The organism is Nocardia sp. NPDC058518, from assembly GCF_042719655.1.
Taxonomy (GTDB): Bacteria; Actinomycetota; Actinomycetes; order Mycobacteriales; family Mycobacteriaceae; genus Nocardia.
In genome coordinates this window covers 494,567-514,475 of the sequence record NZ_JBHXNJ010000001.1, presented here as the reverse complement: position 1 = coordinate 514,475, position 19,909 = coordinate 494,567, and the positions used below count along the sequence as shown (strand labels likewise).

The 19,909-nt window shown below is 65.6% G+C and carries 19 protein-coding genes; 18 read left to right on the top strand and 1 reads right to left on the bottom strand.

Features of this window, described 5'->3' with window-relative positions; genetic code table 11:
* The first annotated feature begins 130 nt into the window (after positions 1-130).
* The 14 genes from ACFWPX_RS02305 to ACFWPX_RS02240 all read left to right on the top strand — a co-directional run bounded on the left by ACFWPX_RS02305 (position 131) and on the right by ACFWPX_RS02240 (position 14,595).
* On the top strand, positions 131-346 hold the full coding sequence (locus tag ACFWPX_RS02305; RefSeq protein WP_378925178.1) for a phosphopantetheine-binding protein: 216 nt from the start codon (positions 131-133) through the stop codon (positions 344-346).
* 103 nt (positions 347-449) lie between these two features.
* Entirely contained in the window at positions 450-815 is a 366-nt protein-coding gene (locus ACFWPX_RS02300; RefSeq protein ID WP_378925176.1) for a VOC family protein, read from the top strand.
* A 67-nt stretch (positions 816-882) separates the two neighbouring features.
* Positions 883-1,293, top strand: coding sequence for a cupin domain-containing protein (locus ACFWPX_RS02295; RefSeq protein WP_378925175.1), 411 nt, complete (start codon positions 883-885; stop codon positions 1,291-1,293).
* Positions 1,294-1,944: 651 nt separating this feature from the next.
* Entirely contained in the window at positions 1,945-2,772 is an 828-nt protein-coding gene (locus ACFWPX_RS02290; protein ID WP_378917856.1) for an MlaE family ABC transporter permease, read from the top strand.
* A complete protein-coding gene (locus tag ACFWPX_RS02285; RefSeq protein WP_378925173.1) occupies positions 2,772-3,626 on the top strand; it encodes an ABC transporter permease in 855 nt (284 codons plus the stop codon). Before ACFWPX_RS02290 ends, ACFWPX_RS02285 begins: the two co-directional genes overlap by 1 nt.
* Before the next feature lies 1 nt (position 3,627).
* Positions 3,628-4,893: an MlaD family protein gene (locus ACFWPX_RS02280; RefSeq protein ID WP_378917694.1), complete on the top strand. Its 1,266-nt coding sequence runs from the start codon at positions 3,628-3,630 to the stop codon at positions 4,891-4,893.
* Positions 4,890-5,930, top strand: coding sequence for an MCE family protein (locus ACFWPX_RS02275; protein WP_378925170.1), 1,041 nt, complete (start codon positions 4,890-4,892; stop codon positions 5,928-5,930). The genes ACFWPX_RS02280 and ACFWPX_RS02275 overlap by 4 nt, the downstream gene beginning before the upstream one ends.
* 8 nt (positions 5,931-5,938) lie before the next feature.
* On the top strand, positions 5,939-6,994 hold the full coding sequence (locus ACFWPX_RS02270) for an MCE family protein (RefSeq protein ID WP_378925168.1): 1,056 nt from the start codon (positions 5,939-5,941) through the stop codon (positions 6,992-6,994).
* Entirely contained in the window at positions 6,991-8,097 is a 1,107-nt protein-coding gene (locus ACFWPX_RS02265) for an MCE family protein (protein ID WP_378925166.1), read from the top strand. The genes ACFWPX_RS02270 and ACFWPX_RS02265 overlap by 4 nt, the downstream gene beginning before the upstream one ends.
* Entirely contained in the window at positions 8,094-9,203 is a 1,110-nt protein-coding gene (locus tag ACFWPX_RS02260) for an MlaD family protein (protein WP_378925164.1), read from the top strand. Before ACFWPX_RS02265 ends, ACFWPX_RS02260 begins: the two co-directional genes overlap by 4 nt.
* Positions 9,200-10,507, top strand: a complete 1,308-nt coding sequence (locus ACFWPX_RS02255; protein ID WP_378925162.1) for an MlaD family protein — start codon at positions 9,200-9,202, stop codon at positions 10,505-10,507. The genes ACFWPX_RS02260 and ACFWPX_RS02255 overlap by 4 nt, the downstream gene beginning before the upstream one ends.
* 10 nt (positions 10,508-10,517) lie before the next feature.
* On the top strand, positions 10,518-11,171 hold the full coding sequence (locus ACFWPX_RS02250) for a hypothetical protein (protein ID WP_378925160.1): 654 nt from the start codon (positions 10,518-10,520) through the stop codon (positions 11,169-11,171).
* A gap of 142 nt (positions 11,172-11,313) precedes the next feature.
* Positions 11,314-12,837: a coniferyl aldehyde dehydrogenase gene (locus tag ACFWPX_RS02245; RefSeq protein ID WP_378925159.1), complete on the top strand. Its 1,524-nt coding sequence runs from the start codon at positions 11,314-11,316 to the stop codon at positions 12,835-12,837.
* An 87-nt stretch (positions 12,838-12,924) separates the two neighbouring features.
* Positions 12,925-14,595, top strand: a complete 1,671-nt coding sequence (locus ACFWPX_RS02240) for an acyl-CoA synthetase (RefSeq protein ID WP_378925157.1) — start codon at positions 12,925-12,927, stop codon at positions 14,593-14,595.
* 125 nt (positions 14,596-14,720) lie between these two features.
* Here ACFWPX_RS02240 and ACFWPX_RS02235 read toward each other — a convergent pair whose 3' ends face one another.
* Positions 14,721-15,506, bottom strand: a complete 786-nt coding sequence (locus ACFWPX_RS02235) for a coniferyl-alcohol dehydrogenase (RefSeq protein WP_378925155.1) — start codon at positions 15,504-15,506, stop codon at positions 14,721-14,723.
* Positions 15,507-15,673: 167 nt separating this feature from the next.
* Between ACFWPX_RS02235 and ACFWPX_RS02230 the strand changes: the two genes are divergently transcribed.
* The 4 genes from ACFWPX_RS02230 to ACFWPX_RS02215 all read left to right on the top strand — a co-directional run bounded on the left by ACFWPX_RS02230 (position 15,674) and on the right by ACFWPX_RS02215 (position 19,776).
* Positions 15,674-16,903: a cytochrome P450 gene (locus tag ACFWPX_RS02230; RefSeq protein WP_378926107.1), complete on the top strand. Its 1,230-nt coding sequence runs from the start codon at positions 15,674-15,676 to the stop codon at positions 16,901-16,903.
* 81 nt (positions 16,904-16,984) lie between these two features.
* Complete coding sequence (locus tag ACFWPX_RS02225) at positions 16,985-18,166, top strand: thiolase family protein (protein WP_378917715.1); 1,182 nt, start codon at positions 16,985-16,987, stop codon at positions 18,164-18,166.
* 29 nt (positions 18,167-18,195) lie between these two features.
* A complete protein-coding gene (locus ACFWPX_RS02220) occupies positions 18,196-18,957 on the top strand; it encodes a crotonase/enoyl-CoA hydratase family protein (RefSeq protein ID WP_378925153.1) in 762 nt (253 codons plus the stop codon).
* A gap of 48 nt (positions 18,958-19,005) precedes the next feature.
* Positions 19,006-19,776, top strand: a complete 771-nt coding sequence (locus tag ACFWPX_RS02215) for an SDR family oxidoreductase (RefSeq protein ID WP_378925151.1) — start codon at positions 19,006-19,008, stop codon at positions 19,774-19,776.
* Positions 19,777-19,909 lie beyond the last annotated feature (133 nt).

The following is a 19,909-nucleotide window of genomic DNA, read 5'->3' as shown; positions in this document are numbered from 1 at the left end:
GGCGCTCCCAACAACCCCCCCGCCCCCCCCCCCCCGGCGATCAATGCTCGGAGACCGGAACGCCACCGAGAACGCAGTACGTCAGGCGCGTGCCCGCTTCCGGGCGCCGTCGACACCGAGGGAAGAGCTCGTGGCCGGTGTATTCGCACGGATCCTCGGGGTGGATCGGGTCGGGGTCGATGACAGCTTCTTCGCCCTGGGCGGGGATTCGCTGTCCGCCACCCGATTGATGGCCGCGCTGGAAGCAGAACTCGATCGGGACATCCCCTTGCACCTGATGTTCCTGCATCCCACACCCGCCGGATTGGCCGCCCACCTCTCCGATCACGGGTCTACGCCGGACTGATAGGACCGAATGAGTCGATCAGTGGCAGCGCCCTGTCGAACACAGCTACACCGCGTCCCCGTGCCGCCGGAAAATGTCGGTGCTGTGGCCTAGCGTTTCGTCCATGTCCGAAACCATCACCGTCGGCGGTATCACCATCGACACCAACGACCCCGCCGAACTGGCCGAGTTCTGGAGTGCCGCACTCGGTTACACCGTCCTCGCCGACTCGGGGGACTACGTCATGATTGCCCCACCTGGTGTCGGTTTCGGGGAAGGGCGCTACCTCGCGTTCCAGCGCGTTCCCGAGACGAAGGGGACCAAGAACCGTGTGCATATCGATTTCCAGACCACAGCTCGCGCGGCGGAAGTCGACCGGCTGACGGTCCTGGGGGCCACGGTCCTGGGTGAACACTCGCTGCCCGGCTTCGCATGGACTGTGCTGCAGGACCCGCACGGCAACGAGTTCTGTGTCGTCGCCGAGAGCTGACCGGACAGACGAGGGGTGAGGCGAGCATGCGCGCGCACGACCCGCCGAGGTGAAATACTGTGGCTCCATGAGCGACGACCGTCCGCAACTGGCCGCAGAAATGGATCTCCAGCCGCATCCCGAGGGCGGCTGGTTCCGTGAAACCTGGCGTAGTGCGGTGGAATTCGAGCCCGCTGGCTATTCCGGTTCGCGCGCGAGCGCGACGGCGATCTACTTCCTGCTGATGCCGGGTGAGGAGTCCGCACCGCATACGGTGACCTCGGACGAGATCTGGATGTGGCATCGGGGTGGTCCGCTGCTGCTGAACATCGGGGGTGAGGAGATCGTCCTCGGACCCGATGTCGAGCAGGGGCAGCGACCCCAGGCGGTGGTCCCCGGTGGGGTGAGTCAGGCCGCCCGCCCGGCGGGCGAGGAGTACACGCTGGTGAGCTGTGTCGTCGCGCCGGGCTTCGACTTCGCCGACTTCCGGCTCGATTGACCGGTGCGGGTACTCGTACCCGCCGCCCTGTGGACGCCCGGCGGGCGTCGGCTCGACCGCCATGCCCTCTTGCGTGACTAACTGTAAGTAATACAGTATGCTTGCTCACGTCGTATCGGGCAGCTGTGAACGACCTACGCCGCCCGTGAGTCCGAGGCCGACTCGGCAGGTGATGTCGAGTGGCAACTGTGAGAGCCGGTGGGCGGATGGTGGTCGTCGCGTGGCGGTCGGGAGGAGTGGGATGGTTCGTCAGAACTCGCATCGCGGCTGGACCCCGTCCGCACACTGGCGGCTACGGCACCGACATCCCTACGTCGCCGCGATCGGAGGGGTGTCCGACTGATCGGACAGTCCATAAAACCTGAATTCCCTACGTATTAATTATCGATCGGAAATATGCCCCGACGCGGCAATAAAAGCTCGCCTATTTTCTGGGTGGGCATATTGTTATGCCATAAAATCGAACGTCTGAATTGTACTGAAAATTAGTTCCAGAATTCTGTTGACTAGACCCTGTGATGTCACGCACACTCGGGATGGCAAATGGGCGGTGTTACCCGAATGGAGACGCGCGAACCGATGGTAAACCGATTCGATCCGGCAGCTGACAAGCGCCGCGAAAGGCGAGCGGTGGGCTCGGAGCGGTCTGCGATGCCGGCGAGCAGAGAAGTCGCCGCATGGTTTCGCGGTTATCTCGGCCGGCATCCCGGTGTTGCCATCGATACGGTAGGTGGCCAGTTCGTCCTCGGTGTCCGTACGGTGCAATATCTGATTGTCGACCTCTTTACCGGGAAGCTGGCCGTGCGGGAAACCCTCGCGCAGGGGGCTTTCATGGCTTCGGCGGCAGTGCTGCCGACAATCTTTGTCGCCCTGCCGATCGGGGTCACGCTCTCCATTCAGTTCGGGCTGCTGGCCGGGCAGGTCGGTGCCACCTCGTTGGCGGGGGCCGCCAGTGGCTTGGCGGTCATCCGGCAAGGCGCCCCGATGGTGGCAGCGCTGCTGATGGCCGCCGCGGTCGGCTCGGCCATCTGCGCCGACCTGGGATCACGGAAGATCCGGGAGGAATTGGACGCCATGGAGATCATGGGCGTCTCGGTGATCCGGCGCATGGTGGTTCCCCGGTTTCTGGCGGCGATCGTTATCGGCGTCTCGCTGACCGGGGTGGTGTGTTTCGTCGGTTTCGTGGCGGGCTATGCCTTCAATGTCTTCGCTCAGGGCGGTGCGCCAGGGAGTTTCGTGGCGACGTTCGCCTCGTTCGCCACTGTCGGGGATCTGGTCTTGACCATGGTGAAGGCGGTGGTCTACGGCGCGATCGTGGCAGTGGTCGCCTGCCATAAGGGGCTGACGACGAAGGGTGGATCCGCAGGTGTCGCGAACTCGGTGAATTCAACGGTTGTCTCGTCGATCCTTTTGCTCATGATCGTCAATGTATTGTTCACCCAGCTGTTCATGATGCTGTTTCCCAGGCAGGGCTTGTAATGGCATCCACCTATCATCCGTTCGGCACCAGACTGGTGGCAACATATTCGAAAAAGCTCGGCGTTGCATTCATGCGACTCGGGCACATGCTCACGTTCTTCGTGCGCGCCGCCGCATCGATTCCCGTGATGCTCCGCAATTATCGAGTCGAGTTCATGCGGACCCTGTCCGACATCGCGTGGGGAAATGGATCGATCGTCGTCGGTGGAGGCACGGCGGGCGTCATCATCATCCTGGGTGCGGCCGGTGGCGCGATTATCGGATTGGAAGGCTATAACGCCTTGCATCTGCTCGGCATGGAGCCCGCCATCGGACTGGTCGCCTCGACGGCCTCGACGCGCGAGCTGGCGCCGATCATGGCATCGCTGGCCTTCGCGGCGCAGGCGGGTTGCCGGTTCACCGCACAACTGGGCTCGATGGGTATCTCGGAGGAGATCGACGCGATGGAGTCGATGGCGATCCGGTCCATTCCCTATCTGGTCAGCACCAAGTTGCTGGCGTCGGTGGTCGCGATCGTTCCGCTGTATCTGCTCTGCCTGGCGGCCAACTACGTGGCTGTCGAAATGGTGGTCGGCATGTCGGGCGGGCTGTCGATCGGGACCTACCGCCACTACTTCCAGCTCGTCTTGAACGGACCGGACATCATCTACTCGCTGGGCAAAGCGATTGTCTTCGTACTGATCACCACCACGATCCAGTGCTACTACGGCTACTACGCCGCGGGCGGACCACAGGGCGTCGGCATCGCGGCGGGCCGCGCCATGCGTGCGGCGATCTCGGTGATGATCGTCGTCAATCTCCTGCTGACCATTGCCATTTGGGGCATCGGGGCCAGCGCGCGGCTGGGAGGGTGAGATGTCGATATTGTTCGACACGGACGGACGCGGACCGTCGAAATTGTCACTGCTCTTGCGGGGGTTGGTCGCGTTCGCGCTGATCGTCGGCGGTCTCACGGTCGTATACATGAAATCGACCGGGTCCTTCGAGGAGAAGGCCGAGATCACCGCCCTGCTCGAGCAGGTGGGTGACGGCCTGCCGCCCAACTCGGACGTGAAATTCCGTGGTGTGCTGGTGGGGACCGTCGCCGAAGTGACGCCATCGATCGACGGCGGCCGCAATCGGGCCAGACTCGAGCTCGAACCGCGTCTGCTGGTGAGCATTCCGGCTTCGGTGACCGCCCGGGTGGTCCCCAGCAACATCTTCGCGGTGTCGTCGGTGCAATTGGTCGACAACGGTCCGGGGCGACCGCTGCGGGCCGGTGCGGAGATCCAACAGGACACCAGTTTGTCGACGGTGCAATTGCAGACCGCCCTGACCAAGCTGCGAACGATCGTGGCGGCGACGGCGAGGATCAGCACGAGTGACACGGTGGGAGTGCTCGCCGCGGTCGCCAAGGCCACCGACCGGCGTGGCGCCGACCTCGTTCGAGCCGGTGCCCAGCTCGACCACATCACCAGGGAACTCGCTGCCCAGATCGCACCGCCGGGTGAGCCGTCGACGATCACCGCGCTGACCGAATCGGTGCAGGGCTTGGCCGCGGCGGCACCGGATCTCCTCGATGTCCTGCATTCCGCGGTCGTCCCGATGCGGGCCGTCGTGGAGCAGGAAGCCGAGCTGCACGACCTGCTGACGGCGGGCACCGCGACATTGTCGACCGTCGACGGCGGCTTGGACCGCCACGTCGACGAGATGGTGACGATCACCGATCAGCTGACTCCGGTCCTGGACGTGTTCGCCGCGGGCAGTTCGAGTTTCGGCCCCATCGTGGGCAGCATCAAGAATCTGTCGGACGTGTGGTTCGCCGAATTCTGGAACGAGGAGACCCAGAACGGGACCGGCAAATTCCAGATCAGGCTGACACCCGACACTCCGTACACGCGGGCGGACTGCCCCCGATACGGCGACCTCGCCGGACCGAGCTGCGCGACAGCGCCGCTGACGACCTCGGCCGAGCCGCTGCCCGCATCGCTGGACCCCCGCTCCGTTCCGAAACCCGTCCTGACCCCGGAGATGCAAGACCTCATCGGCCGGGTACTCGGCGGCGGCGCCAACAGCGCCGAACAGGTTCTGGCTCAACTACTCACCACCGGAGTCCCAGAAACAGGAGGTGCACCACGATGAACCAGCATCGTCGCTCGGTGGCCGGACTCAGCGTCTTCCTCGTCGTCGCGTTCGCCCTCATCTCGATGACCTTCGTGACCTTGAATCGTGGTATCGACGGCTCGACGAAGCCGTATTCGGCGATCTTCACCGACGCCACCGGTTTGCGGGTCGGCGACGACGTGCGGATGGCGGGCGTGCGCGTCGGACGTGTCGACGCGGTAGAACTCGACGGCACGCGGGCCAGAGTTCGCTTTCGCGTGCAAGATGCCCAGCGCCTCTACGGCGACACCGTCGCCGCCATCACCTATCAGAATGTCATCGGACAGCGCTACCTCGGACTGTCGCGTGACGAAATCAGTTCTGACACCGAACTTCCGAGCAATGGGGAGATCCCGGTGGAGCACACCGAGCCTTCCTTCGATCTCTCGGCGCTGCTCAACGGATTCGAACCGCTGTTCAGCGGCCTCGATCCGCAGCAGGTCGACAATGTCACCGCCGCGCTCGTACAGGCTCTGCAGGGGGACGCGGGCTCGTTGACGAGATTGATCGAGCAGATGTCCACGCTGGCACAGTCTTTGGCCGGACCGGACCAGGTGCTCGGCGCGGTCATCACCAATCTCAACCAGGTCGTGCAGAACCTGGCGGGCCGACGGACCGAACTCAGCACTCTGCTGAGCCGAACCCGGACCATCGTCGACGGGCTGGCCCGTCACCGCGACGAAATCATGACGACGCTGACCGAGGTATCGGGAGTCGCGGATCGGATGGCGACCGTCGTCGCGCAGGACCGGCCCGCACTCGATCGGCTCATGAGCCGAGAGCCGGGATTCACCCGGCATTTCGAGCAGAACAAGGACCAGTTCGCCTACCTGGGGTTCAACCTGCCCGTGCTGTTGAAGGGGATCGCCCGGGTCAGCCAGGAAGGCGCGAACCTGAACGTCTACCTCTGCAATCTCGGCTTCACGGCGATTCCCGCGCTCTCGGAATTGATCCCGGCGATCGTCCGCATGGCCACCCCGGCCGGAACCGTTCAGCAATCACCGATCTGTAGGTGAGGCAATTCATGACACTATCGACCCGGATCCGGCGGCTGAGCTCCTCGCTCTCGCGGCCGATCGAAGAACAGAACCCGCGCATGCTGGGGATCGTCGCGCTGGCCGTGCTGGTCGCGCTGCTGATCACCGCACTGGGCTGGAACACTCTCGGCGTCGGCGAGCGAAGCTACGACGCCGAGTTCGCCCAGGCCGCCGGGCTACGCGTCGGTGACAGCGTCACGGTCGCCGGCGTCCAGGTCGGCGCGGTGACCGGCCAGAAGCTGGTGGACGACCGCGTCGTGGTGACGATGCGTATCGCCGACGATGTACCGCTCGGCGTCGAGACCACGGCGGCGATCAAACTGACCACACTGCTCGGCGCCCGCTATGTGGAGCTGCGCCCGACCGGCGCGGGTGAGTTGCGCGATCGACGGATCATGCTGTCGCACACCGCCGTTCCCTACGACCTGCAGCAGTCGCTGGAGAATGCCACCACCACCTTCGAGCAGGTCGATGCCGCGCAGATCAGCCGCTCTCTGGATACCCTGGCCACGCAACTCGACGGCGTGCCCGCGGTCCTTCCCGGTGTACTGACCAATATCAGGACGTTGTCGAGCATTCTCGGTAGCCGCCGCGACGAACTGGGTTCACTGCTGACCGGGGTGCGTGACCTGACCGCCGTGGTCACCAGCCAGCGGTCCGATGTCGAGGTGATCGTCGGCGTGGGGCGAGACCTGTTGACCGACATAGCTTCCCGGCGACAAGCGATCGAGTTGCTGATGTCGGCCACTACCCGGCTGGTCGAGCAGGTCCGCGGCATCATCGTCGATGACCGGGCGAATATCGACCAGCTGCTCACCGGGCTCAACGGTCTGCTCGGCAGCCTCGCCCGCCACGACGACCTGCTGCGCAACACGTTGGAGATCTTGCCTGTCGCGGTCCGCAACCTGACCAACGCCGCGGGCAACGGAAACTCGGTGGACTTCAACGCGCCCGGCGGTGTGCTCGTCGACTCGTGGATGTGCGCCCTGAGCGGACACGCCGAGCTGGCCCAGTTGCCACAGTATTTCGGAGATTGTCGATGAGAACACTGCTGAAGCTCGTGCGGGTCACCACGGTGCTCGCGGTCCTCGGATTCGTCGGTTGCGCGAGCGGTTCGCTGGAACGCGGCCCGGACGACATCACCGTGGTGGCCCATTTCGACAGTGCCGCCGGATTGTATGTCGACAACACGGTCGCGATCCTCGGCATGCCGGTCGGGAAAGTCACCGGAATCGTGCCGCGGGGGGCCTACGTCGAGGTGACCATGCGGGTCGACGGCGAGGCGAAGATCCCGGCGGACGCCACGGCGGTGACGGTATCGACGTCGGTGCTGACCGACCGGCACGTGGAGTTCACCCCCGTGTACCGGGGCGGGGATGCTTTGCGCGACGGCACGACACTCGGATTGGAACGCACCAGGACGCCGGTCGGTGTGGATCGGTTGATCTCGATGGCCGATGACATGTCCGGTGAGCTCGGCGGCGAACTGCCCGGTGAGGGACCGATCGCGCGGATGCTCGCCGTCGCGTCGTCGGCCACCAGTGGCAACGGGCAGGAATTGCGCGCGACCATGGACGAGTTGTCGCGGGCGCTGCGGCTGGGTGACGACGCGGGAGCGGGGACGCGGGACGCGGTCACCCAGATCATGCAGGAGCTGTCGGTGCTGGTCGCCGCAGCCGCCGACGGCGACCAGGTCATCCGCGAATTCGGTGCTGCCTCAGGGCAATTGGGTGAGATGTTGACCCAGCTCGAGATCGGATCGGGGGCTACCGGCGCGCAGATCACCACGGTGATGCGGGAGGCCGACGACCTGCTGATGGCCAATCGTGAGCCGTTGCGCAGCGCGGTCGCCGACACGGCAACCGTCACCAAGGCCCTCGCCGACTATCGCGACCAGCTGGCCGAATTCCTCGACCTGTCGCCGATGTTGCTGGCGAACGGCTACAACGCGGTCGACCAGGAGGCGGGCGGTGCGCGCATTCACGCGCTCCTCGACCGGGTCGCCTTCGACGGGCAGATGGTCAAAGAGGTGTGCAACATCCTCGGCCTCCGCCAACTGGGCTGCAGCACAGGGACTCTGCAGGATTTCGGGCCGGATTTCGGTATCACCGACATGTTGGAAGCGATGAGTAGGTTGCCTCGATGAGAGCCAAGAATTCCGTGCTGACGACCGCGGCGCTGGCGGTCGCCGTGCTCACGACCACCGCCGGATGTGGCGTGGGGCTCGATGATCTGCCGCTGTCGGCACCCGGATCGGGCGAGTCCGGATACACGATCGACGCCACCTTCGCGAACGCGCTGAATCTGCCCGCGAAGGCGAAGGTTCGGCTGGCGGGCGCGGATGTCGGTGAAGTGACCGCGATGTCGGTCGCCGACTACAAAGCCAAGGTCTCGCTGCGTATCCGGGCCGATGTCGAGCTTCCGGTCGGCACCCGCGCACAGCTGCGCACCGCGACCCCGCTCGGCGACGTCTACGTGGCACTCGACGCGCCGGTCGACGCCACACCCTCGACCGCCGCCCTGCGCGACGGAGACACCATCGCGTTGCCGGAGACCTCGGCGGCGGCGACCGTCGAGGAATTGCTGACCACTGCCTCGCTGCTGGTCAACGGCGGCGCCATCCGCAATCTGACCAGCGTTGTCAACGGTCTCGGGCGCGCGGTCGGCGATCGCGGCGACAACCTCGGCGGGCTGCTGGATCAGTCCACCGAGCTGGTCACGGCCCTGGCCGCCCGGTCCGACGACATCCGGCTCGCGCTGGCCGAAACCAATCGGCTGGTCAGCGAATTGGCCGCGAACCGCACCGTGATCGGCGAGTTCATCAGCGCCGCCGGTCCCGCCTCCACGGTCATCGAGGCGAATGCCCAGCAGGCGCTCGAACTCGTCCGGCAGGTCGACGATGTCAGCGCTCAGCTGGCGAAGTTCCCGGTCCTTCGCGGTGGTGAGATCGGTGGGCTGATCGCGAATCTCGACCAGATCTCCGCCGGGCTCAACGACGCCATCTTGAATCCGAACGCGAGCCTGGCCGCGATGAATGCTCTGCTGCCCACCGTCATCAGGCTCTCCAGCGGTACCTCGGCGCACGGCAACGTCGACCTGGAGGATTTCGCGATCGGAGCGCTCGCCGACCCCGGTCACCAGGCGGATCCCGGCAGCCGGATACCTGATGCGAGCGATTGGCACGCGCTCGTCGGTTCGCTCACCTACACCCTGCTCACCCTGCGTGAGCGGGTCCTGGGACCGGGGCGATGAGCGCCGTCGGTGGACTCGCTTCGTTCGGGTCGGTGGTGGCGGATCTGCCCGCCCGGCTGCTGGTCGGTGGGGTGCGCGGCGGGCATCCGTATCGGCTCGCGCTCTCGGCGGTGGCGCTGGCGATGGTGGCGGTAGCCGGATCGACATATCTGGTGTTCGGTGCCCTCGGCTTCGATCCGTCGGCGTCGACCATCGCGGTGCGGGTGCATCTCACCCAGTCCGGTGGGCTGCTGCCCGGCCAGGACGTCACCTTGCGCGGTGTGCCGATCGGCGAAGTCCGTTCGGTCGAGTTCGCACCGGACGGCGTGGTCGCGGTCGCGAGCATCGACGCGAAAATCCGGGTGCCCGAAGACGGTACGGTCGACGTCACCAGCCTGTCCACGGCGGGAGAGCAGTTCCTCGACTTCCGGCCGACCCGATCGACCGGCCCGTATCTGAGCGACGGGGCCGAGATCTCCTCGGACAAGACCTCCACGCCAACCCCGCTGTGGCAGATGCTCGGCACACTCGATTCGAGCTTGGCGCAGGTGGATCCGGCCCAACTCGCCTCGGTGGTCGACGAGCTCGGGGTCGGACCGGAGGGGCCGCAGAAGCTGATCGACATCCTCGACGGCGGGATCTTCCTGGTGTCGACGCTGGATGCGGTGCTTCCGCAGGCCGTCTCACTGGTGCACGACAGCAAGACAGTGCTCGCGACCCTGGGAACGGGATCGGCAGGGCTGCAACGGTTCTCCGCCGACGCCGCGCACTTCATGCGCGGCGTCGAAGCGAAGACCGGCGGTTTCGCGGAATTCCTCGACGCGACGCCGGGAACACTCGCCGCCTTGGACACCGTGCTGGCCGACAATTCCGCCGCGGTGGTCGGGCTGTTGACCAGCCTGTCGACGGTCGCCCAGGTGACCAATACCCGGGTACCGGCCATGCAGGAGTTCTTCTTCCCGACCCAGCGCGCCGGATCGGCCCTCGACGCGTTGGCGACAGTGATGCACGACGGCGGATTCTGGGGGCTGGTCAGCCTGTATCCGCGATACACGTGCGTGTACGACCTGCCGCGGAAACCACCGTCGGTCGGTGACTATTCCGAACCGTATCTCTATACCCACTGCTCGGACGACAACCCGGCGGTCCTGGTCCGCGGCGCGGACAATGCGCCGCGACCGCCGGGGGAACGCCTGCCCGGTCGCCCGCCCGCGGGCGAACCCGCCGATCGAACGGCCGGCCCCACCCCGATCGGGCCCTGGTCATTGCCCCTGCCGTTGCCGTTGGTCGACTCCGGCCAGACGGTCCCCGCTCCACCCCGATGAGGAATCTGTGATGAATCCCAAGACCGACCCCGCCGACACCCCGACCACCGACGACCCCGCCGCCGAAACAGCCACTGCGGTAGCTGTCTCGGTGGAGAAGAGCTCGGATGATTCGGCGACCCCGGCGGCCGAGCCAGAATTCGTGATGCCGTCCAAGTGGGCGATCCGTCGGATGATCGCGGCATTGATCTGGAAGAAGATCCGCATCCCACTGCTGGTGCTGGTGGCCGTCGTAGCCGTCGTCACCGCGGCGATTCTCGGATGGAAGCTGAAGCAGGAGAGCGACACCGACGCCGCGGCCGCGGCCGGACTCGAAGCGGCCAGAGCGTATGCGGTCACATTGACCAGCGTCGACTCCGGCAATCTCGACCGTGACTTCACCGCAGTGCTCGACGGGTCGACCGGGGAGTTCAAGGACACCTACACGCGCTCCAGCGGGCAGCTGCGTCAGCTGCTGCTGGAGAACAAGGCGACCGGCAAGGGCACGGTGCTCGATGCGGCGGTGAAGTCGGCGACCCCGACGAAGGTCGAGGCCATCCTGTTCGTCGACCAGACGGTGACCAACACAGCCTCGCCCGATCCCCGGGTGGACCGCAGCCGGGTGATGATGACGATGGAGCTCGTCGACGGTCGCTGGCTCGCGAGTCGGGTGGCTCTGCCCTGACCCCGCACGGGTCACGTCCAGCGCAGCGTAAACACTGTTCGGGCAGGGCTGACGCTGTTACAGTTGGTATTACTGGAACAGTATCTGTTGTTTGCCTCCGAACGAAGGCTGCGGCGGGTTCGATGTGAGTGCGGAGGCGCGGATGTCACAGGTTGTCGGGTTCAGTGAGGCCGGTCGGACCGGTGAAACGACAGATCCGGACGAGCTGGTCGCGATTCTGGACCGGCAACGGCAGGCATTCCTGTGTGACGGCCCGGCGTCGGCGGCGGTCCGGCGCGACCGGATCGACCGGCTGTTGGCCATGGTCCTGGACAATATCGACGACTTCGTCGATGCGATGTCACGCGATTTCGGGACGCGCTCGCGGACCGGGACGTTGTTCGCCGAGATCATGGGGATGCTCACCGCATTCGAGCACACCCGCTCACACACCGAGCGCTGGATGCGTCCGGTGCGCCCGAACCGGCTCGCACGCCTGTACGGCATCCGCACCGAAGTCCATCCCTCACCCCTCGGGGTCGTCGGCATCATCGGCCCGTGGAACTTCCCGCTGCAGCTGGTCGTGGTGCCCGCGGCGTCGGCCTTCGCCGCGGGCAACCGCGTGATGATCAAGATGTCGGAGATCACCTCGCACACCGCTGAATTGACCCGTTCGCTGGCTGCGCGTTATTTCCACCAGGACGAACTCGCGGTGGTGACCGGCGGACCCGACATCGGTGCCGCCTTCACCCGCCTACCGCTGGACCACCTCTTCTTCACCGGTTCGACCGGCGTCGGGCGTCTCGTGCAGCGAGCCGCGGCGGAGAATCTGGTCCCGGTGACCCTCGAGCTCGGCGGAAAGAATCCCGTCGTGGTCGCGCCCGACGCCGATATCGACCGTGCCGCGAACCGGGTCGCCCGCGCCAGAATGGTCAACGGTGGGCAGGTATGCGTCTGTCCCGACTACGTATTCGTTCCGGAAGCCGAGATCGACCGCTTCGTCGACCGCCTCCGTGCCGAATTGCGTGGGATGTTCCCCGCGATCCTGGACAACGACGACTACACGGCCTCGGTCGACGCCGCCAATTACGACCGGGTGCTCGCCCTCGTCGACGATGCCCGAGCTCGAGGTGCCAGGGTGGAATCGCTCGCACCGGCGGGTGAGGAACTGCCCGATCCGATTGCGCGAAAGATCGCGCCCACGCTGATCCGTGACGTCGGCGACGACATGCGTATCGCGACGGAGGAGATCTTCGGTCCGGTCCTGTTGATCCGGCCCTACGCCGACATCGCCGATGTCATCGACTACATCAACGCGCGGCCTTCGCCGTTGGTCGCCTACTGGTTCGGCCCGGACCGGAAGGATTTCCGCAGATTCGTCGACGGCACCCGCAGCGGCGGGATCGCGCGCAACGAGTTCGCGATCCACATGTTCTCCGAGAACGCGCCGTTCGGCGGTGTCGGGCACAGCGGGATGGGCGCCTATCACGGGAAGACCGGGTTCGACACGTTCAGCCACCTGCGCACGGTGGCGGGGACCGACCTTCCGTTCGCGATCACCGGGATAGCGGCGCCGCCCTTCGATCTCCGGACGGCGAAGTTCATCGATCTCGCGTTGCGGGCCGCACGCTGGCGCACTCAGCGCCGGGTGCGTGGACGCCTGCCGCGACGCGAGCCCGCCAGCTGAGGCACCCGCCACCGGCCGTTCAATCCACTTCTACCACCACAATTTTCGGGCGCGTGAGCGCGTGCGAACGATCACTGAGGAGCTACGTTGTCCCCTTCCGCGACCGGGTCCGACTCGACGCAATTGACTCTCGTCGGCGCCGCCGATGCCGCCGCCGCGGCGCTCCCGGATCGGGAAATCATCATCCAGGGCGACCGCAGACACACTTATGCGCAGGTGGCCGACCGGTCCCGGCGGCTCGCTGCCTACCTGCATGCGCAGGGGCTGGGCTGTCACACCGAACGTCGCGAGCTCGAACCGCATGAGGTCGGCCAGGACCTGCTCGGCATCTATGCCTACAACGGCAACGAGTATGTCGAGAGTTTGATCGGGGCGTTTCGCGCGCGCGTGGCGCCTTTCAACGTGAACTACCGCTACGTCAAGAGCGAACTCCAGCATCTGCTGGCCGACGCCGGCGCCACGGCGCTGGTCTACCACGCGACCTTCGCGCCGCGGGTGGCCGAGATTCGGTCCGAATTGCCCCATCTGCGGGTCCTCATCCAGATCGCCGACGACTCCGGAAACGACCTGCTCGACGGCGCCGTCGACTACGAAACGATCATCGCCGCAACAGAACCGGTGGTGCTGCCGGTAACAGCCTCACCGGACGATCTCTATGTGCTCTACACCGGCGGCACCACCGGGATGCCGAAGGGCGTGCTGTGGCGCCAGCACGACATCTACATGGCAGCCTGCGGCGGGCGTGACATCAACACCGGCACGCAGGTGAGCTCCTACGAGGAGATCGGTGCACGGGCCGCCGCGAACCCCGGCGTCAAACTCATGCTGTTGCCGCCGCTGATCCACGGCGCGGCGCAGTGGGCGGTGCTGACCGCCATGACGACCGGTCAATCCATTGTGTTCTCCCCGGTGGTGGACCGGATCGACGGGCCCGAGATCGTGCGGACGATCGAGCGCGAACGAGTCGCGATCGCCATCGTGGTCGGTGACGCCATGGCCAGACCGTTGCTCGCCGCGGTGGAATCGAAGATCGCCGATGTGTCGTCGCTGGCCGCGCTCGCCAATGGTGGAGCGGTACTCACTCCGCAGGTCAAGCAGCAATGGATCGAGGCAGTGCCGGGTTTGGTGGTGCTCGATGGTGTCGGATCTTCGGAAACCGGAACCCAGCTGCATCATGTGTCGGCGGCGGGCTTCGTCTCGACCGGAACGTTCTCCGCGGGTCTGGACACCAGGGTCGTCGCCGAGGATTTCAGCACCGTCCTCGAAGCAGGCCACGACGGTCTCGGTTGGCTCGCGAAACGTCAGTTCACCCCACTGGGCTACAAGGGTGACGCGGCCAAGACCGCTGCGACCTTCCCCGTCATCGACGGTGTGCGCTTCGTGCTGCCCGGTGATCGTGCGCGCCACCTCGAGAACGGGACGATCGAGCTGCTCGGTCGCGACGCCGTCACCATCAACTCCGGCGGCGAGAAGATCTTCGCCGAGGAGGTCGAGTCGGCGATCGTTTCTCATCCCGCGGTCGCCGACGTGTTGGTGGTCGGGCGTCCGAACGAGCGGTGGGGCCAAGAGGTCGTGGCGGTCGTGGAACTGGTGGAAGACGCGTCCGTGGATTTCGATGAGCTGGTCGGCCATGCCGCGCAGTCGCTCGCCCGCTACAAGCTGCCAAAGGCGGTCGTCTTCCGCTCCGCGATCAGTCGCAGTCCCGCGGGGAAAGCGGACTATCGCTGGGCTCGTGAACAGGCTGTCGCCGAACTCTGATCGAACGACCTCGGGCGGCACCGATCTCGATGTGGCGTCCGAGGTTTCGGCATGACGCATGTTTCCGAACGCACCGCCCGTACGGCGCCACCACTTGTGGCGCCGTACGGGCGAGTGGGAACGGTTCAGAGTTCGATGGCCGGGCCGACGGTCAACGGGGCCACGAATCCGCCATCGACGTGGATGTCCTGGGCGTTGACCCAGCGGGAGTCAGGGCCGGCGAGGAAGGCGATCACCGGCACGATGTCGGCGACTGTCGCGTGCCTGCCGACGGTGGCCTTGACCGAGTCGAGGACTTCCTTGCCCATCGACGCTTCGAAATCGGTGAGAATCGGTGTCTCGGTGGGACCGGGGCTCACGGAGTTGACCCGGATGCCGTACTTCTGCCATGCGGTCGGGGCCAGGCGCTTGGCGAAGATGATCGACGCCTGCTTCGAGGTGCTGTAGACGGGATAGGCGGGGTCCTGCGTCGCCTGCCACTGCGCCACGGCATCGGCGTCGGTCGCGGCCAGCAGGCCCGCGAGATCGTCGATCCGTTGCTGCCAGCCGAGGGCGGCGACCGAGGCCACGGTGACGATCGCGCCGCCCTCGCGCAGCAGCGGCAGCATTCCGGTGGTGAACAGCCGCATACCGAGGTAGTTCACCCCGAGGACATCGGCCGCTGGTGCGGTTCCCGGCACGCCCGCGACGTAGGCCAACGCGTCCCAGTCCGCCCCGATGCGGTCGAGCAGGGCCGCGATGTCGCTCGCGTCGCGCAGGTCGCACTGTTCGTGCTGGGCGGCCGGTGTGTCGTTCGCGTGCAGATCGACCGTGAGTACGTGGTCTCCCTGCTCGTGGAAGTGCGCCGCCGTCGCCGCTCCGATGCCGGACCCTGCTCCGACGACGACGATCCTGCGTTGCTGGGCGACCATGGGTTTCCACCGTTCTGATGCCTGATACGGCATCTGTTACAGAAAGCTTGACAGTAAGGGTAACTATAAATCAGTCTTGAGGTCGAGACAACGCCATCCGCGCGGGTGCGTGCGGTGTGGTGGATTGCTGGGTTGCCAGCTCGGAACGGGAAAAGGTGCTGATAGGGATGCCGATCGTTGATGAGGCCGCGAACGTTCTGGCGGATCCAGCCGCCTACGCCGATGAGCCGCGGTTGCATGCCGCGTTGGCCGCGCTGCGGGCGGAGAAGCCGGTCGCGTGGGCGGAAGTCGCCGGGTACGAACCGTTCTGGGCGATCACCAAGCACGCGGATGTGATGGCGGTGGAGCGGGCGAATCACCGGTTCACGAACTGGCCGCGTCCGGTGTTGATGACCGCGAAGTCGGACGAGATGCAGGCAGCGGTGGGGATCCGGACGCTGATTCACATGGATGATCCGCAGCATCGGGTGGTGCGGGCGATCGCGGCGGATTGGTTCGGGCCCAAGGCGATGAAGGCGATGGGGGTGCGGATCGAGGAGCTCGCGAAGCGGTACGTGGATCGGATGCGGGATACGGGTGGTGAGTGCGATTTCGTGTCCGAGATCGCGGTGAATTTCCCGCTGTATGTGATCATGTCGCTGCTTGGTGTGCCGGAGTCGGATTTTCCGCTGATGCTGAAGTTGACCCAGGAACTCGTGGGTTCTGATGATGACGAGTTGAAGCGGTCGACGCCGCCGGATGAGGCGATGAACGCGTTGGTGGAGATGTTCACGTTCTTCCAGGGATTGACGGAATCGCGGCGGGCGAATCCGACCGATGATCTGGCGTCGATGATCGCGAACGCGAAGATCGATGGTGAGCCACTGTCGGATGTGGACATTGTTTCGTATTACGCCATCATCGCCACGGCGGGCCACGATACGACGAGTAGCAGTATCTCTGGTGGTCTACGGGCGTTGATCGAGCATCCTGACCAGCTCGATCGTTTGCGTTCTGATCCGGGTCTGATGCCGGGCGCTGTCGAAGAGATCATTCGGTGGGTGACGCCTGTGAAGGCCTTCATGCGAACTGCCGCTGAGGATTCGGTCGTCAACGGGGTGTCTATTCCGGCGGGTGATTCGCTGTTGTTGTCGTATGCGTCGGCGAATCGTGACGAGGACGTTTTCGACGATCCGTTCCGCTTCGATATCGGGCGTGAGCCGAACAAGCATGTGGCGTTCGGTTACGGCGTGCACTTCTGTCTCGGTGCGGGCTTGGCTCGGATGGAGATCGGCAAGTTCCTGGGGGAGTTGTTGCCGCGCTTGAAATCGATCGAGTTGGCAGGGGAGCCGGAGTTGACGGCAACGACTTTCGTGGGTGGGCTCAAGCATTTGCCGATCCGCTTCACCATCGACTGACCGAATACACGACCTGTAATTCATCGCAATACACACCAGGCCGCATCGATGGGTGCAGCCGGAACTCAGAGGTTGAGAGACATGCCCAAACCAGTCATTGTCAGTGCGGTCCGCACCGCGATCGCGCGATCGTTCAAGGGTGCGCTCGTGAACGTGGCGTCGGAGACACTCGCCATCGAGATCCTCACCGAGGCCGTTCGCCGCTCGGGCATCGACCCGACCCACGTCGACGATGTCATCTTCGCCGAACTGAACTACGGCGGCGGCGACCTCGCGCGGCACGCGGCCGTGGCCGCGGGAATGCTGAATGTGCCCGGCCAAGCGGTGAATCGCCATTGCGCGGGCAGCCTCACCTCCATCGCCAACGCGGCCGCGCACATCGGCGTCGGAATGGAGCGGGTGATCGTGGCCGGCGGTGTGCAATCGCTGTCGACGGCTCCGCTGATGAAGTGGCGGGTGCCCGGGTCGGGGCCCGAGCTCGAATTCAAGGAACCGTGGATCCCGCCGTCACACCCGGAGACCCCGGACGCGCCCACGATGGACATGGCGATCACCGTCGGCTGGAACACCGCCAAGAAGGTCGGGATCAGCCGTCAGGAAATGGACGACTGGGCATTGCGGTCGCATCAGCGGGCCGTCGCCGCGATCGACGAGGGAAAGTTCACCGACGAGATCCTGCCGTTGAAGGTCGCCCAGCCCGACGGCTCGGTGCTCGATTTCGCAGTCGACGAGCATCCGCGCCGGGAGACGACCGCCGAGCGGTTGGCGGCGCTGCCCGTTCTGCATCCCGAAATCGAGGGGTTCTCGATCACGGCGGGTAACAGCAGCGGCATCAACGACGCCGCCGCCGCGGTGACGGTGACCGCTGACGACTATGCGGCGAGCGCGGGCCTGGATGTTCTTGCGACAGTGCGAGCTTGGGCGAACGTGGGTGTGACGCCCGCGGACAACGGCATCGCCGCGGTGAACGTGATCGGCAAAGTGCTCGACCGTGCGGGATTGACCGTCGATGACGTGGCGCTGTGGGAGATCAACGAAGCCTTTGCCTCGGTGCCGATCGCCGCGTGCCGCGCGCACGGCATCGACGAGGAGCGGGTGAACTTCTCCGGCAGCGGGTGCAGCCTCGGCCATCCGATCTCGGCCTCGGGTGCCCGCCAGGTGGCGACCCTGATCTATGAGCTCCGGCGTCGCGGCGGCGGTATCGGCGTCGCGGCGATGTGCGCGGGTGGCGGTATGGGCGGCGCCCTCGTCATCGAAGTCTGAGTGCTTTCACCGAGAGAATGGAGATATCTGTGTCGGACGCAGTGCTAGTGGAGCGGCGCGGGCGAACGCTGGTGATCACGATCAACCGGCCGGACGCGCGCAACGCGATCAATCTCGCGGTCAGTCAGGGACTCGCCGACGCCGTCGACGAGCTCGACGAAAGTCCTGAGCTGTCCGTCGCGGTCCTGACCGGCAGCGGCGGAAACTTCAGCGCCGGAATGGATCTGAAGGCCTTCGCGGCGGGGGAGTACCCCTACGTCGCCGGTCGTGGTCTCGGATTCACCGAGAAGCCACCGGCCAAGCCGATCATCGCCGCCGTCGAAGGCTACGCGCTGGCCGGCGGCACCGAACTGGTCCTGGCGACGGATCTGGTCGTCGCCGCCAAGACCGCGCGGTTCGGGGTTCCCGAGGTCAAACGTGGCCTGGTGGCGGGCGGCGGTGCGCTGTTGCGGCTGCCGCAGCGCATTCCGTACCAGAAGGCACTCGAACTGGCCCTGACCGGTGACAGTTTCACGGCAGAGGACGCCGCCGCGTGGGGCTTCGTCAACGAAGTGGCCGAACCGGGGGAAGCGCTGGACCGGGCATTGGCTCTGGCCGAACGGATCACGGCCAATGGGCCGATCGCGGTCGCGGTGACCAAGGAAGTCATCGTCAAGGCGGCCGAGTGGAGCACCGGCGAGATGTGGCAGAAGCAGCTGGAGCTCATCGCCCCGGTTTTCGGGACGCAGGACGCGCAGGAAGGCGCGAAGGCGTTCGCCGAGAAGCGAACCCCCAACTGGACGGGCAAGTGAGGCAGCGAGCTGCCCGTCCACCATCAACCCATCAAGTGAGGAGACGCAGTGTCGTTCGAAGGTGAAGTAGTACTGGTGACCGGTGGTGCCGGTGGGCTGGGTGACGCGACGGTGCGCAGGCTGCACGCCGAAGGCGCGGCCGTTGTGATCGCCGATGTCAACGATGACAAGGGCAAGGCCCTGGCCGAGGAGCTGGGCAACAAGGCGGTCTATGTGCGCACCGACGTGCTCGACGACTCGACGATCGAGGAAGCGTTCGCGGCGGCCGACGAATTGGGCACGCTGCGCTACGCGGTGATCGCCCACGGTGGTTTCGGTGTGCTGGAGAAGGTCGTCAACCGGGACGGCACACCGCACACGCTGAAGGGCTTCACCGACACCATCGCGCTGTACCTGACGGGCACCTACAACGTGCTTCGGCTCGCGGCGGCGAAGATCGCGAAGCTCGAGCCGAAGGACAGCGGCGAGCGTGGCGCGATCGTCATGACCAGCTCCATCGCCGGGTACGAGGGCCAGATCGGTCAGTCGGCCTACGCGGCGGCCAAGGGTGGCGTGATCTCGTTGACCCTGACCGGCGCCCGCGATCTCAGCGCTGTCGGCATCCGGGTGAACAGCATCGCTCCGGGAACGATGCACACCCCGATCATGGATTTCCTCGGTGAGGAGAAGCTCGCGAAATTCGCTGCGGCGGTGCCGTTCCCGAAGCGGTTGGGCGCACCGGCCGAATACGCGTTGCTGGCTCAGCATCTGCTCGAGAATCCGTATATCAACGGTGAAGTCGTTCGTATCGACGGTGGGCAGCGTTTCCAGCCGAAGTAGACCCGGCGCTTTTCTCGCGTGACGGATAGTCCGTCGATTTTCCCCCCCCCCCAAAAAGGGGGGCGGGGAAAGGGGGTTGTGGGGGGTTTTGAAGCGGGAAACGCGCCAAGTGCCCCCGAACGGTGTATAAAAG

Bases quoted from the DNA above. Each gene is read 5' to 3' on its own strand.
- ACFWPX_RS02230 (WP_378926107.1), top strand. From the start codon at position 15,674: ATGCCGATCGTTGATGAGGCCGCGAACGTTCTGGCGGATCCAGCCGCC.
- ACFWPX_RS02295 (WP_378925175.1), top strand. From the start codon at position 883: ATGAGCGACGACCGTCCGCAACTGGCCGCAGAAATGGATCTCCAGCCG.
- ACFWPX_RS02245 (WP_378925159.1), top strand. From the start codon at position 11,314: ATGTCACAGGTTGTCGGGTTCAGTGAGGCCGGTCGGACCGGTGAAACG.
- ACFWPX_RS02225 (WP_378917715.1), top strand. From the start codon at position 16,985: ATGCCCAAACCAGTCATTGTCAGTGCGGTCCGCACCGCGATCGCGCGA.
- ACFWPX_RS02260 (WP_378925164.1), top strand. From the start codon at position 8,094: ATGAGAGCCAAGAATTCCGTGCTGACGACCGCGGCGCTGGCGGTCGCC.
- ACFWPX_RS02250 (WP_378925160.1), top strand. From the start codon at position 10,518: ATGAATCCCAAGACCGACCCCGCCGACACCCCGACCACCGACGACCCC.
- ACFWPX_RS02280 (WP_378917694.1), top strand. From the start codon at position 3,628: ATGTCGATATTGTTCGACACGGACGGACGCGGACCGTCGAAATTGTCA.
- ACFWPX_RS02275 (WP_378925170.1), top strand. From the start codon at position 4,890: ATGAACCAGCATCGTCGCTCGGTGGCCGGACTCAGCGTCTTCCTCGTC.
- ACFWPX_RS02270 (WP_378925168.1), top strand. From the start codon at position 5,939: ATGACACTATCGACCCGGATCCGGCGGCTGAGCTCCTCGCTCTCGCGG.
- ACFWPX_RS02285 (WP_378925173.1), top strand. From the start codon at position 2,772: ATGGCATCCACCTATCATCCGTTCGGCACCAGACTGGTGGCAACATAT.
- ACFWPX_RS02235 (WP_378925155.1), bottom strand. From the start codon at position 15,506: ATGGTCGCCCAGCAACGCAGGATCGTCGTCGTCGGAGCAGGGTCCGGC.
- ACFWPX_RS02300 (WP_378925176.1), top strand. From the start codon at position 450: ATGTCCGAAACCATCACCGTCGGCGGTATCACCATCGACACCAACGAC.
- ACFWPX_RS02255 (WP_378925162.1), top strand. From the start codon at position 9,200: ATGAGCGCCGTCGGTGGACTCGCTTCGTTCGGGTCGGTGGTGGCGGAT.
- ACFWPX_RS02265 (WP_378925166.1), top strand. From the start codon at position 6,991: ATGAGAACACTGCTGAAGCTCGTGCGGGTCACCACGGTGCTCGCGGTC.
- ACFWPX_RS02290 (WP_378917856.1), top strand. From the start codon at position 1,945: ATGCCGGCGAGCAGAGAAGTCGCCGCATGGTTTCGCGGTTATCTCGGC.